Here is a 13,331-nt window from a genome sequence, read left to right as displayed (position 1 = left end):
TCTATATTTGCACTAAAATAACAGTAATATTATCTTTTCCACCATTCTCATTTGCTTTTTCAACAAGATTTTCTACTGCCTTTTCAACAGAACTGCTATGACGCACTATGTATTCTATATCATCATCCTCAACCATATTTGTAAGACCGTCACTGCACATGAGAATTTTATCATCAGCTTTTACATTCACTTCAAAATAATCCGCATGGACAGTTTCGTCTATCCCTAATGCCCTTGTAATTATATTTTTCTGTGGATGTATCCTTGCCTGACTTTCTGTAATTTCACCTTTTTTAACCATTTCTTCTACCCATGAATGGTCCTTTGTTATCTGTCTAATATCATCGTTTATAATATACAAACGAGAATCTCCAATATTAGCAATATATAATGTATTTTCCTGAAGCGTGCATGCAACCATAGTTGTCCCCATGCCTTCATATTCAACATTTGTCTTTGCTTCTGCCAAAACATTTGAATTGGCCTCTGTAACAGCCTCTTCTAAAATCGTAACCGGAGTTACGCTCTTGCTTTTTTCAATAGCTTCGACCATTTTTTCAACACAGAGCCTTGATGCGTAATCACCCGCTTTATGTCCCCCCATACCATCTGCAACAATAAACAAATTCTGGAAACTACCAACTGAATTTTCATTACAGTAAACAGAATCCTGATTCATGGTTCGTTTGCTTCCAATATCAGTCTTTGCGTATGCCTTCATCGTAGTTTCCTCCTTTTTCCTTATTCCTTAACTGTCCACAGGCAGCATCTATATCCCTGCCCATCTCTCTTCTTATAGTAACATTTATGTGATTTTTTTCAAGTAGCAATTTAAATGCCTGGATATCTGCACCTTTTGAGCGCTGCCCCATTCTTCCTTCAACCGGATTTAACGGTATGAGATTTATATGACAGTTTAAACCCCTGACAAGCTCTATAAGCTGCATGGCACATTCCCTGCTGTCATTTTTCCCTTCCACCATACTGTATTCAAATGTAATCCTTCTGCCCGTTTTGTCAACATAATAACGGCATGCATCGATTATCTCATTTATGGAATATCTGTTTGCTATAGGCATCATTTCACGCCTAAGCTCATCATTTGGTGCATGGAGTGATATTGCTATCGTGATAGTCAGCTTTTCATCAACAAGTTTTTTCAGTCTGTCTACAAGACCGCAGGTTGACAATGTGATATTTCTCTGACTTATATTTAACCCATTTTCATCTGATAACATTCTGATAAATTTAACAACATTGTCATAGTTATCAAGGGGTTCTCCTATTCCCATCAATATAACATTTGAAACTCTCTCACCGGTAGTGCGCTGTATCTCATATATCTGGTCAAGCATCTCCGAAGTCTTAAGGCTTCTTATAAGTCCCCCGACTGTCGATGCACAAAATCTGCAGCCCATACGGCATCCTACCTGTGTCGATATACACACACTGTTTCCATGCTTATATTTCATAAGCACGCTTTCCACTGTATTTCCATCTGAAAGTCTCATAAGAAATTTTGCCGTTCCATCTGAAGATACCTGTTTTTTTATGATTCTTGCACCTTCTATCGTACATGTGCCGGCAAGTTTTTTTCTCATATCTTTTGAGAGATTTGTCATTTCATCAAATTCAAGAACCAGTCTCTTATGAATCCATTCATATAACTGTTTACTTCTGAATTTTTTTTCACCCATACTCTCTAATAGTTCCTGCAGTTGTGTATAGTCCAAGCTCTTAATGTCAATCTTATCTTCTGCCAATATATCACCATCCTATTTTTTTATAAATGCCGCCACAAAAAATCCGTCTGTCTGTGCCATATCAGGCAATATCTGTATATATGAATCATCCGTCATATATTTTCTTAATCCTTCCGGCATCCTTTTTGAAATATCTGCTTTTTTAAAAGGCAGATTTTCAAGTATCCACTCTACATTATCCTCATTCTCTTCTCTAGCTATTGTACATGTACTGTAAAGAAGCTGTCCACCTTTTTTTAAATACCGGCTGGCATTTTGAAGTATTTTTCTCTGAATCTCAGATAATGAGATGATATCCTCTTTAGTTGTCTTATATTTTATATCACATTTTTTTCCGATAACCCCAAGCCCCGAACAAGGAAGGTCAGCTATAACTATATCTGCTGTATTCTCCCATTCTTTTTTATACACAAGGGCATCATTTTTTATAACAGATACATTATCAAATCCAGTTCTCTCTACATTTTCTCTGATAAGATCTGCTTTCTGTTTAGTAAGGTCGCATGAAATTATCTTCCCTGCATTCCCGCTTTCCACAGCTTTCAGCCTGTCGGCTGCATGCATCGTCTTTCCTCCCGGAGCAGCACATATATCTATTATCTTTTCTCCCCCGTTTATCACTGATACATGCCCTGCAAGTATGGAACTTTGGTCCTGAACCTGTATATATCCCATGTTAAATGCATCAATGTCAGTTATCCTGTCAAACCCGTCAATGGTAAATGCATAGTCAAAAAGTTCGCTTTTCTCTACCTTAATGCCCTGTTTTTGAAGCATCATAAATACTTCCCCAGGTGCTGCCTTTGAAATATTGCATCTGACACTGACACCCCTGTCTGCTTTAAGAAATCCCTCAAAAATCTTTTCTGTCCTTACCTCGCCATAATTGGCACTAAAATATTCAACTATCCATTCTGGCATTGAATATCTGACTGATGCGTATCTGCAAAATCCATCTTTTTTTTCAGGAAATTTTATATTATCCTTCTCTCTTGAAATATTTCTTAAAACACCATTCACAAAGCCTTTAAGGTTTGTAAATTTTCTCTTATTTGCAAGTTTGACTGCCTCATTGCACACGGCACTGTCAGGTACGCTGTCCATATGCAGTATCTGATACACTCCCATACGCAGTATACCGCGTATGACAGGTTTCATTTTTTTTACTTTTGTCTTGGAAAATGAATCTATAATGTAATCTGACTCAACCGCATACTCTATAGTTCCCTGACAAAGCCTTGTAAAAAATGACCTGTCTCTTTTTTCAAGCCCCTGATGTTTCTCTAATGCGTCATGTACCGCCTTATCTGAATAAGCACCTTTATCCATTACAGATACAATGACATCAAGTGCAAGATTTCTTATATTAACTTCATCAGCCATTTAAAGCTTCCCCTTTTTCTACTTTATATCCACGAAGGAATGCCGAGGTTTCCATCCTTTTTTTGCCCTCAAGCTGAACTTCTTTTACATCGAGATAACCATCCGCTGTGCTTATAAGCATCTTATTTTTGTCAACATATGCGATATGACCCTTGTCTACATCTGATATATCATATTCAGCAGCTTCCCTGTCATCTAAAACATCTGCTTCCCATATCTTTAACATCTTTCCGTGGATATGTGTAAATGCACTTGGCCACGGATTCAAACCTCTTATAAGTCTCTCTATCTCAACAGCCGTTTTTGAAAAGTCAATCTCTCCTGTAGCCTTACTTAACATTTTTGCGTAAGTATGTTTTGAATCATCCTGTTTTACAGGATTTAATTTTCCCTCTTCTGCCTGTTTCAATACTTCAAGTATCATAGGCCCGCCAAATGATGCAAGTTTGTCAAAAAGACTTCCACCTGTCTCCTTTTTATCAAGTTTATATTTTTTTACAAGAAGCATGTCCCCTGTATCAAGTCCCTCATCCATCTGCATAATGGTAACGCCGCTCTCCTCATCACCATCTATTACAGACCACTGTATAGGTGCTGCACCTCTGAGTTTTGGAAGAAGTGATGCGTGAACATTCATGCATCCGTATTTAGGAAGTTCAAGTATCTCCTTCGGTAATATCTGCCCAAACGCTACAACTACTATAACATCAGGATTTAACTTTCTTAATACCTCAATAAATTCACTGTCTTTTACTTTCTCAGGCTGATATACCTCTATTCCCGCCTTAACCGCTGCTTCTTTTACGGGAGTAAACATCATCTTTCCTCCACGCCCCTTTGGTTTATCAGGCTGTGTTACGACTCCTGTAACATTATGTTCGCTTTTTATAAGGTCGTTCAGTGTTCCGACCGCAAAATCAGGTGTTCCCATAAAAACTATATTCATACTCCAACCTCTTTTCTGCACATAGCCTTTTTATTTACTCCTCATCAGCAGACGCACTGACAAGCTCGCCCTCTACTTTTGAAACATAAAGGATTCCTGACAAATGATCTATCTCGTGCTGAAGTGCTCTTGCCAAAAGTTCCTCTCCCTCAACCTCTATCTCGACCATATCCTCATTTAAAGCTCTTACTTTTGCATAATTCGCTCTCGTAACTATACCTGCTTTTCCAGGCACGCTAAGGCAGCCTTCCTGACCTGTCTGTGTTCCTGACAATTTTATTATCTGAGGATTTATAAGAACGATAGGCTGGTTGCCTTCCTCACTTACATCGATGACTACTATCTGTTTTAATACCCCGACCTGAGGTGCGGCAAGTCCTACCCCCTGCGCTTCATACATTGTATCAAGCATATCCTGGATAAGAGTTTTAATCCTCGGTGTCATCTCCTTAACTGGTCTTGTATTCATTGTAAGTATCTCATCACCAATTGTTCTGATCTGTCTTATTGCCATAAATCTGTATCCTCCGTTTTTGTTTAAAATTTTATTTTAATGTTTAAATTACTATTCCTATATGCAGTTAAATTCAAAATTCAGTCTGCAATCTTTAAACGAATCTGTCTCATGCATAAATTCTTCAAAACTGTTTTTAACCGAACATAGTATTCCATAATCCACGCATTTTCCATATATCATCCTGCGATGTATATCCTTCGCTTTCGCAATAGCAGCAGGTGTCGGACCAAGAACCGTAACATCATGATACAATTTCATCCTGTCTGCCAGTATCTTTGCAAGATTGTCCGCACTGCTCTCATTTTCAGAAAGCACCAACACTCCTAGTATATTTGAAATCGGCGGATATTGCAACATTTCTCTTATAACTATCTCCTGCTTATAGAAATCCTTATAATCATTTTGTGCTGCACAGACTATACTGTAATGTTCAGGCTGATACGTCTGGATCACAACTTCCCCCGGCTTATCTGCCCTGCCCGCCCGTCCGCACGCCTGCGTGGTAAGCTGAAAAGTTTTTTCTGCTGCAAGATAATCACCTACATTTAAAGACAGGTCGGCAGCAAGAATCCCAACTAGTGTAACATTTGCAAAATCATGTCCCTTAACTATCATCTGCGTACCGATAAGTATATCTGCACCGCCCTCTGAATAGCTTTTAATTATACTTTCATGTGCATGTTTTCCTGTTGTCGTATCCGCATCCATCCTAAGAACCGAAGCTTCTGGAAATCTCTTTTTTACCATTTGCTCAACCTGTTCAGTCCCTATCCCGAAACTGCTTATATAAATCGAACCACACTCAGGACATTTATCCGGCATTGGTATTTTATAACCACAATAATGACACATAAGATATGACACTCTGCCTCCTGCCATATGAGGCTTTAATGCTACGGAACAATGCGGACATCCTATCACCTCACCGCACTGCCTGCATGAAACAGAACCCGCAAAACCACGCCTGTTCAAAAAAAGCATTATCTGTTCTTTTTTTTGAAGCCTGTCACGCATCAGTTCATCAAGCCTGCGGCTGAATATGGAATAATTTTTCGCCTTTAATTCCTCTCTAAGATCCTCAATATAGACTTTTGGATAAACGGCATTACCTGCTCTCTCATTTAGTTCAAATAGCCTGTATCGGCCCTTTACTGCTTTGTAATAAGAATCAACCGAGGGCGTTGCAGAACCTAATATCACACTGGCACCGACCATCTTTGCACGCTGTATAGCAACTTCCCTTGCGTGATATTTTGGCGGCATGTCACTCTGATAACTTGTATCATGTTCCTCGTCGATAACGATAAGTCCAAGATTCTGAAAAGGTGCAAAAAGAGCCGACCTCGGACCTATCATAACATCTATCTCACCGTTTTTTGCTCTCGTATACTGGTCAAACCTCTCGCCTGCCGACAATCTTGAATGCATTACTGAAATCCTGTTTCCAAACCTTTTATAAAAACGGTCTACCATCTGGAAAGTAAGCGATATCTCAGGAATAAGGACTATAACCTGTTTTCCAAGACAGATGATTTTCTCAACAATGTTCATATATACTTCTGTCTTTCCGCTTCCGGTTATTCCATGTATAAGATATGTTCCCCTTATATCTGTTATATAATCGTTTAAAACCGCATCGACAATGTGCTTCTGCCTTCCATTTAAAACAGGTCTTATCTCTGGAATATCATCGGTACGCTCAACAGGATTCCTATACTGCTGCATAGCATCAACAGTAATTATATTTAATTTTCTAAGTCCCTCTATCACACTCGCAGTAAGCCTAAGTTTTTTAGTAACATAAGAATAATCAAGACCTGCATTATAAGTTTCCCTATCCAGCTTAAGAAATTCATCAAGAAGCCTTACCCTTGCACTATTATGTTTCTTTTCAAATTCATCCCTTTTAATTTTCATTTTTTCTATTTCAACTGCGGGATATATAATTCTTTTTATCTGCTCTTTAATCTCCCTTTTTACTGGCATGACCGCTTTTATCGCATCATTCATCGTAGAGCCGTAATTCTCTTTTATCCAATAAGCAAGGGAAAGCAGGTGTGATTCCACGACCACTGCCTGCTTCATTATTTCAAGTATGCTTTTAGTTTTTGATACATCAAACTTCGCCTCGCCGGAAAGTCCCACGACATAACCTGTCATCGGCCTGTTCCCGATTCCAAATGGAATCTTTACGACCGAGCCTATATCAATGTCAAATTCCATCTCCTCAGGCACGATATACTGAAACGGCCTGTCGAGACTCTTAACTGATATATCTATTATCACATCAGCAAATATCATTTCTTTCCCCTAATTTTTCTTTCCAATTTTTTATCGTTCAGTATTCCCATAAACTTTCAGTTTTAAAAGCTCTTGCTTTCAGCTTTTTGTATCTTCTTGAACTAATGTTCAAGAAGCCCCCTCGCTTTAGGCTCAGTTATCTGATAAAGTTTCCATCTTTTACGACATCGGCGATGAGTTCTCTTTCATCCATATGATGTTTCTTTCCTTTTATCTCCTGATAATCCTCATGACCTTTACCTGCAAGCACTATAACATCACCCTCTTTTGCATTTTCAATGGCATATCTTATGGCTTCTGCCCTGTCGATGATAGTTATAAATTCGCCATCCGCTTTCTTTACACCGGTAACTATGTCATCAATGATAGCCTGTGGTTCTTCATTTCTCGGATTGTCAGATGTAACGATAGTAAGGTCAGCAAGTTTTGAAGAAACCTCACCCATCTCAAAACGACGCTCTCTCGAACGGTTTCCACCGCATCCGAACAGGCATACAAGTCTTTTTGGCGAATACTCTTTAAGTGTAGTGAGCAGACTGTTAAGGCTCATTGCGTTATGAGCATAATCTATCATTATCGTAAACTTAGGTGATACAGGTATTATCTCGACCCTTCCTTTGACTCTCACTTTTGAAAGCGAGTCGAGTATAACCTCTTTCTTTACACCGAAGTGTCTGCATATTGAGATTGCAGTCATCGAATTGTATACGCTGAACTTGCCCGGTATATCTATCTCAACATCCATATCCATAAGACCGCTCATGTGATATGCAACACCGAGCGTTCCGCCTTTATCCATAAGATGAACATCTGATGCTTTTATATCCGCATTTTCAGAAAATCCGTAAGTCTCCACCTTGCAAGTGTGACCTTCAAGAATCTTTTCAAGATGGCTGTCATCCGCATTGAAGATACCCTGTTTACACTGTCTGAAAAGAAGGCTCTTGCAATGGATATAATCGTCAAGGTCTTTATGTTCATTTGGTCCAATATGGTCAGGCTCAAGATTTGTAAATATTCCGTAATCAAAAACAAATCCGCCTACCCTGTTTAACATAAGTGCCTGCGAAGACACCTCCATAACAACACATTTACAGCCTGCATCAACCATTTTTCTGAAATACTGCTGAACTACATATGACTCAGGTGTTGTATTTGCAGATGGAATGACCTCGTCACCGATAATACTCTCGATAGTTCCGATAAGTCCTGTCTTTATACCTGACTCCTCTAATATAGAGCGAACCATATATGTTGAAGTCGTTTTTCCTTTTGTTCCGGTAATTCCGATAGTCGTAAGTTCATTTGCCGGATTTCCAAAATATGCCGCCGAGGAAACAGCAAGACCAAGTCTTGTGTCAGCAACCCTGATAACAGTCACTTCCTCAGGCACTTTAACATCCTTCTCAACAATAAGAGCCTTTGCTCCTGCCTTAACAACATCTTTTGCAAAATCATGTCCGTCCCTTACCGCACCACTTATGCATACAAAAACACTTCCGTTCTCAACCTTTCGTGAATCATATACAAGTGTTGTAATATCAATATCAGCGCTTCCCTGCACGCACTCAAAATCTAAATCTTTTATCAGCTCTAAAAGTTTCATTTATGTTCTCCATTCCGTTTTTTATCAAAATAAATATAATAAAATTCTAAGACGCTGCCACGAAGCAGTGTCATAAAGCCAAGCGGATATTCGCAATCAGCTCTCCTGCCTGCTTAAATCTCTATCGTTCCCTCAAATGCAATAACCGCAGGTCCTGTCATCCAGACCGTATCGTTTTCTCTGTCATATTTTACCAATATATCACCGCCGAGCAAATGAACGGTTATCTCATCGTCGGTAAGACCATTTAAAACACAGGCAACGACTGTCGCACAAGTTCCCGTACCACAGGCAAATGTCTCACCAGAGCCACGCTCCCACACACGCATATTTACTTCATGTCTGTTTAACACCTGAACAAACTCAGTATTCACCCTGTCAGGAAACATAGGGTGATTTTCAAACTTAGGACCGACTTTATCAATAGGGAATTTATTTACATCCTCATCAATAAAAGTGACCGCATGAGGATTCCCCATTGAAACACAGGTTATCTTATAATCTTTTCCGTCAACATTTATATCTGCATCTATACACTCCTCAGTATCAACCTCAACAGGAATATCTTTTGACTTAAGGATAGGTGCTCCCATATTTACCTTTACAAGCGAAACCTTTCCAGCCTCAACAGTAAGTTCAAGCTCTTTTATGCCGCTTTTAGTTTCGATAGTAAGATTTTTCTTGTCAGTAAGTCCCTTATCATAAACATATTTTGCAACACATCTGATACCGTTACCACACATTGCCCCCTCTGAGCCGTCGGCATTATACATAGCCATTCTAAAATCTGCAACATCAGATGAACATATCAGTATAAGACCGTCAGAACCTATTCCAAAATGTCTGTGGCTTACGATTTTTGAAACCTCACCCGGATTTTCTATCATCTGCTTAGTACAGTCAACATAAACATAATCATTGCCGCATCCATGCATTTTTGTAAACTTCATAAATATGTCCTCCTAAAATCATCTATAAAAATTCTGCTTTTATATCTATTTCTATTCATAATAAGATAATTGATGTAAATTGTAAACACTGATTATTCACACCTCTAGTACAACGATTTCAGCCTGTTTAAAATTCATGCAAAACAATTTATCACATAATGAGCACAAGTTTATCTCCCCACTGTCCATAAACTTTTTTGCCATTTTTCCTAATATATGCACGCAATTGTATATAATGTTTTTTACTTGATTTTTTTAATGTAAGTGTTGTCTTTGCTGCTCCTGCTGATATAGTTTTATACTTGAGGTTTTTCTTAAATTTGGTATCTGTTGCATATCTTAACTGATATCCAGATATATTTTTAACCTTTCCAAAATAAACCGTAACCTTATTTTTTCGTACACTCCATTTTTTTATTTTGACTCTTGCCGGCTTTTTATCCGATGTGACAGTATTGTTGCCTGGCTTTGCCGTCGGCGATACAGTTGGTTCTTCGGCTGGCTTCTGTGTTGGCTCTATTGTCGGTGTTACAGTTGGTTCGGCTGGCTTCTGTGTCGGCTCTGTTGTTGGTGTTACAGTTGGCTCTTCGGCAGGACTCTGTGTTGGCTCTGTTGTTGACGATATAGTTGGTTGTTCTGTTGGTTTCTGTGTTGGCTCTGCCGTTGGTGATACAGTTGGTTGTTCTGTTGGCTTTTGTGTCGGCTCTGCCGTTGGTAATATAATTGGTTGTTCAACAGGCTTCTGCGTTGGCTCTGCTGTTGGTAATATAATTGGTTGTTCTGTTGGTTTCTGTGTTGGCTTTGCCGTTGGTGATACAGTTGGTTGTTCTGTTGGCTTCTGTGTCGGCTCTGCTGTCGGTGACATAGTTGGTTTTGATGAAGGTGCCTGCGTCGGCTGTGTTGTAGACTGTGCCGGCTCTGCAAGGCTGAAAAAGTCAACAGAATAACTTACATCATTCCCATCACCCAAGCCTGTAATATTTACATCATATATATCACCTGCACTATAGTCACCTGACATCTCAGGTTTGAAGATAATACATCCTTTTTGTCCATATCCATCATTGTTTACATTAAAATAACCATCTGCCGCATCATTTGAAAAATTCCATGTTTTTCCATCACTTTTTCTTGTAAGTTTTACTTTGACAGAAGTAATGTCAACTATTTTCCCCATAGAAACTGACCACGGATATTCTGTTCCAAAATATTCTACAGGCATATTTTGTGCCGGCCATGCAACACCATATTCTGAAGCCTTGCTGTTTTTCATATCAAAAGAATACATAGCACTATATGTTCCCTTTTTCCCTGATACTGCACCAAAACCTGTATATTTCATTTTAGGATTTAATATCCATCTCCTATGACCGACCCTATCAATATTAGAGGAATCACCATCTTCCATCCAGCCGTTTATTATGCTCCAATTTAAACTGTTACCGCTCCATGAAGCCCATGCAATATTGCTGCGACATGCACCATCTGCACCTAGTTTATATAAACTTTCGTCCATATCTGCCGGCTTTTCGGGATAATGACTAAGTTTGCCATTTACATAATCAACTAAAGCCGCAGCCTGTGTCATACTGTTATAATCATCATTTAATTGTACATCTGATGAAATCCCTGCAATATACCTTACACAATTAAGCATCTTTACCGCGCTATTTAATGTTTCATCAGAAAGTTTACCCGCCGAATAACTGCCACTGACAACAGGTTCCTCGGCGTATGTCAATTTATCATTCACTGTTACACCACTTGCATTACAAAAATTCTTTATCTCTTCCTGTGTATGATATATTACATTTATTCCCTGTGCCTTTGTATCATCAGCTCTTACATATCCGCTTGCCATTGTCACGCATAAAACTATCGTCAAAATAAGGCAGACAATCTTTTTCCCTTTTAATCTCATAATATTTTCCTCCTTTTTGTACTCTCCTAATTTCATTTTTACAACTAAGTATATTATAATAAATTTTTTGAAACAAGTAAAACAATTTACGGATTTTTCTTGTTAATTTCCGTCTATATGATATAATTTTTACATTAGACTCTACTTGTATAAGATGAATTTTTCATCTTTTTAAAGAAAGAATACATAACTTTATATACAATAAATTCAGACTACTATTAGAAATGAGGATATTATGAGACACAAAATAGTACTTATGACAGGCGGCACTGAAACACTTGAATATTTTTCACTGCAATTAAAAAAAGGATTTGAAGCCTTAGGATATAAGATTTTTATTTTTGATCAGACAGAGGAGGAGGAAAGCGCCGAAAAGCTTTGTGACTTTGCTACATCGTATGACACAATACTTGTCACTTTCAATTTTGATGGTATTCATTATGAAACTTCTCTTTTTAATATGAACGGTATCTCCATCTGGGACGAAAGAAAAATACCATGTGTTAATATCGCAGTAGATCATCCCTATTTTTATCCTGAGCTGTTTGATATACATCCAAATATTTTTTATGAAGTTTCAATAGATAGATATCATGATAAATATATGAAAAAATTTTATCCAAAGCTCATGAGTGGAACTTTCCTTCCTTTAGGAGGAACCTCCCTCTATCCAAATGGTGATTTCAAAAAATTAAATAACCGAAAATATGATATATGTTTTACCGGAAATTATACACCACCTGAAGCCTTTGATAATGCAATAAACAGACTCGGTGACGAATATGCAATGTTTTATCTCGAAATAATACATGACCTTATCTCAAATCCCGACAAACCTGATGATCTCACAATGGAAGAACATCTTAAAAAAGCAATTCCTGGTATTACACGAGAAGAGATAAAGACTGCAATCCCAAATATGATTTTTATCGATACTTACATAAGATGCTATTTTAGAGGCGAAGTTGTCAGAACTCTTGCCGATGCTGGTTTTAAGATACATTGCGTTGGACAGGGATATGACAAACTTCATTGCAAACATCCGGAAAACATCGATATGGACCCAAAACAACTTTCTCTCGGTTGCCTTGAAGCACTTGCCGACAGCAAACTTTCATTAAATGTGATGCCATGGTTCAAAGATGGTGCGCACGACAGAATATTCAATTCTATGTGTAACGGAGCAGTCTGCATTACAGACCACAGCAAATATCTCGATGAAATACTTACACAAAATGAAAATATAATCTTTTATGATTTAAAACAACTCGATAAGCTGCCCGAAATTTTTGAAAACGCATTAAATGATACTACAAAACTAGAAAGCATACAGAAAAACGCATTTGAATACGCAATCAAGGAACACACTTGGTACGCAAGAGCAAAACAACTTCATAATGAACTTTTAAAATTCTTATAGAGCACCAGGGACAGATTGTTCAACTCACGAGATATTTTAACACTATCAAGTAAGTCCCCCACTTCTATTGCGTAGAGCAATAAGTGGGGGACTTACTTGATAGTGTTAAAATAAAACAATAAAAATAAACCCCTATACCAAGATAAGGGTTTATTTTTATTATGATAAAATTCTCAAATTGATTATTCAGCTGCTTCTGCAAGAATCTCCTTCTTATTGTAAGAACCACAAGCCTTGCATACTCTATGAGACATCATTAAAGCTCCACATTTGCTGCATTTTACCAAATTTGGTGCTGACATCTTCCAATTTGCTCTTCTTTTATCTCTTCTTGATTTTGAAGATTTATTCTTTGGACAAATAGACATTACATTCCACCTCCTAGCCTTTTCCTTTACAACACTTCTCCGATTATACCTAATATTCGGAGACTTGTCAATATGTTTTGACAGATTTTTTATTTTTTATGTAACAGTTCAGCCTTGTCATAGTCAAAAGGAAGAAATTTAAAAACTTTTTTAATA

11 protein-coding genes are annotated in these 13,331 nt (G+C 38.0%); 1 reads left to right on the top strand and 10 read right to left on the bottom strand.

The window, feature by feature from the left end; translation table 11 throughout:
- Position 1 precedes the first annotated feature (1 nt).
- From KQI69_RS08865 to KQI69_RS08825, 9 genes are all read right to left on the bottom strand, one after another.
- Entirely contained in the window at positions 2 to 721 is a 720-nt protein-coding gene (locus KQI69_RS08865) for a Stp1/IreP family PP2C-type Ser/Thr phosphatase (RefSeq protein WP_216565021.1), read from the bottom strand.
- Positions 699 to 1,763: a 23S rRNA (adenine(2503)-C(2))-methyltransferase RlmN gene (rlmN, locus tag KQI69_RS08860; protein WP_216565020.1), complete on the bottom strand. Its 1,065-nt coding sequence runs from the start codon at positions 1,761 to 1,763 to the stop codon at positions 699 to 701. The genes KQI69_RS08865 and rlmN overlap by 23 nt, the downstream gene beginning before the upstream one ends.
- 12 nt (positions 1,764 to 1,775) lie before the next feature.
- Positions 1,776 to 3,146, bottom strand: coding sequence for a 16S rRNA (cytosine(967)-C(5))-methyltransferase RsmB (gene rsmB, locus KQI69_RS08855; protein WP_216565019.1), 1,371 nt, complete (start codon positions 3,144 to 3,146; stop codon positions 1,776 to 1,778).
- On the bottom strand, positions 3,139 to 4,092 hold the full coding sequence (gene fmt, locus KQI69_RS08850; RefSeq protein WP_216565018.1) for a methionyl-tRNA formyltransferase: 954 nt from the start codon (positions 4,090 to 4,092) through the stop codon (positions 3,139 to 3,141). The genes rsmB and fmt overlap by 8 nt, the downstream gene beginning before the upstream one ends.
- A 34-nt stretch (positions 4,093 to 4,126) precedes the next feature.
- The gene (gene def, locus KQI69_RS08845) at positions 4,127 to 4,606 is read right to left on the bottom strand and encodes a peptide deformylase (protein ID WP_216565017.1); all 480 of its coding nucleotides are present in this window, start codon (positions 4,604 to 4,606) and stop codon (positions 4,127 to 4,129) included.
- 57 nt (positions 4,607 to 4,663) lie between these two features.
- Positions 4,664 to 6,910 carry a primosomal protein N' gene (gene priA / locus KQI69_RS08840; RefSeq protein WP_216565016.1) on the bottom strand — a complete coding sequence of 749 codons (2,247 nt, stop codon included), beginning with the start codon at positions 6,908 to 6,910 and terminating at the stop codon, positions 4,664 to 4,666.
- 136 nt (positions 6,911 to 7,046) lie between these two features.
- On the bottom strand, positions 7,047 to 8,516 hold the full coding sequence (locus KQI69_RS08835) for a UDP-N-acetylmuramoyl-L-alanyl-D-glutamate--2,6-diaminopimelate ligase (protein ID WP_216565015.1): 1,470 nt from the start codon (positions 8,514 to 8,516) through the stop codon (positions 7,047 to 7,049).
- A gap of 113 nt (positions 8,517 to 8,629) precedes the next feature.
- Positions 8,630 to 9,466, bottom strand: a complete 837-nt coding sequence (gene dapF / locus KQI69_RS08830; protein WP_216565014.1) for a diaminopimelate epimerase — start codon at positions 9,464 to 9,466, stop codon at positions 8,630 to 8,632.
- A gap of 151 nt (positions 9,467 to 9,617) precedes the next feature.
- Positions 9,618 to 11,387, bottom strand: coding sequence for a CAP domain-containing protein (locus tag KQI69_RS08825; protein WP_216565013.1), 1,770 nt, complete (start codon positions 11,385 to 11,387; stop codon positions 9,618 to 9,620).
- Between the two features lie 235 nt (positions 11,388 to 11,622).
- Here KQI69_RS08825 and KQI69_RS08820 point away from each other — a divergent pair, with 235 nt between their 5' ends.
- Positions 11,623 to 12,807, top strand: coding sequence for a glycosyltransferase (locus KQI69_RS08820; RefSeq protein WP_216565012.1), 1,185 nt, complete (start codon positions 11,623 to 11,625; stop codon positions 12,805 to 12,807).
- A gap of 182 nt (positions 12,808 to 12,989) precedes the next feature.
- On the opposite strand, the gene rpmF is transcribed toward KQI69_RS08820, so the two are convergent.
- Positions 12,990 to 13,175: a 50S ribosomal protein L32 gene (gene rpmF, locus KQI69_RS08815; RefSeq protein WP_022223478.1), complete on the bottom strand. Its 186-nt coding sequence runs from the start codon at positions 13,173 to 13,175 to the stop codon at positions 12,990 to 12,992.
- Positions 13,176 to 13,331: the final 156 nt, after the last annotated feature.

This window comes from Eubacterium sp. MSJ-13 (assembly GCF_018918235.1).
In the GTDB taxonomy this organism is placed as follows: Bacteria; Bacillota; Clostridia; order Lachnospirales; family Lachnospiraceae; genus Butyribacter.
This window is presented reverse-complemented; position numbering and strand designations above follow the sequence as displayed.

Bases quoted from the DNA above. Each gene is read 5' to 3' on its own strand.
- def (WP_216565017.1), bottom strand. From the start codon at position 4,606: ATGGCAATAAGACAGATCAGAACAATTGGTGATGAGATACTTACAATG.
- fmt (WP_216565018.1), bottom strand. From the start codon at position 4,092: ATGAATATAGTTTTTATGGGAACACCTGATTTTGCGGTCGGAACACTG.
- KQI69_RS08820 (WP_216565012.1), top strand. From the start codon at position 11,623: ATGAGACACAAAATAGTACTTATGACAGGCGGCACTGAAACACTTGAA.
- priA (WP_216565016.1), bottom strand. From the start codon at position 6,910: ATGATATTTGCTGATGTGATAATAGATATATCAGTTAAGAGTCTCGAC.
- rpmF (WP_022223478.1), bottom strand. From the start codon at position 13,175: ATGTCTATTTGTCCAAAGAATAAATCTTCAAAATCAAGAAGAGATAAA.
- dapF (WP_216565014.1), bottom strand. From the start codon at position 9,466: ATGAAGTTTACAAAAATGCATGGATGCGGCAATGATTATGTTTATGTT.
- KQI69_RS08835 (WP_216565015.1), bottom strand. From the start codon at position 8,516: ATGAAACTTTTAGAGCTGATAAAAGATTTAGATTTTGAGTGCGTGCAG.
- KQI69_RS08825 (WP_216565013.1), bottom strand. From the start codon at position 11,387: ATGAGATTAAAAGGGAAAAAGATTGTCTGCCTTATTTTGACGATAGTT.
- KQI69_RS08865 (WP_216565021.1), bottom strand. From the start codon at position 721: ATGAAGGCATACGCAAAGACTGATATTGGAAGCAAACGAACCATGAAT.
- rsmB (WP_216565019.1), bottom strand. From the start codon at position 3,146: ATGGCTGATGAAGTTAATATAAGAAATCTTGCACTTGATGTCATTGTA.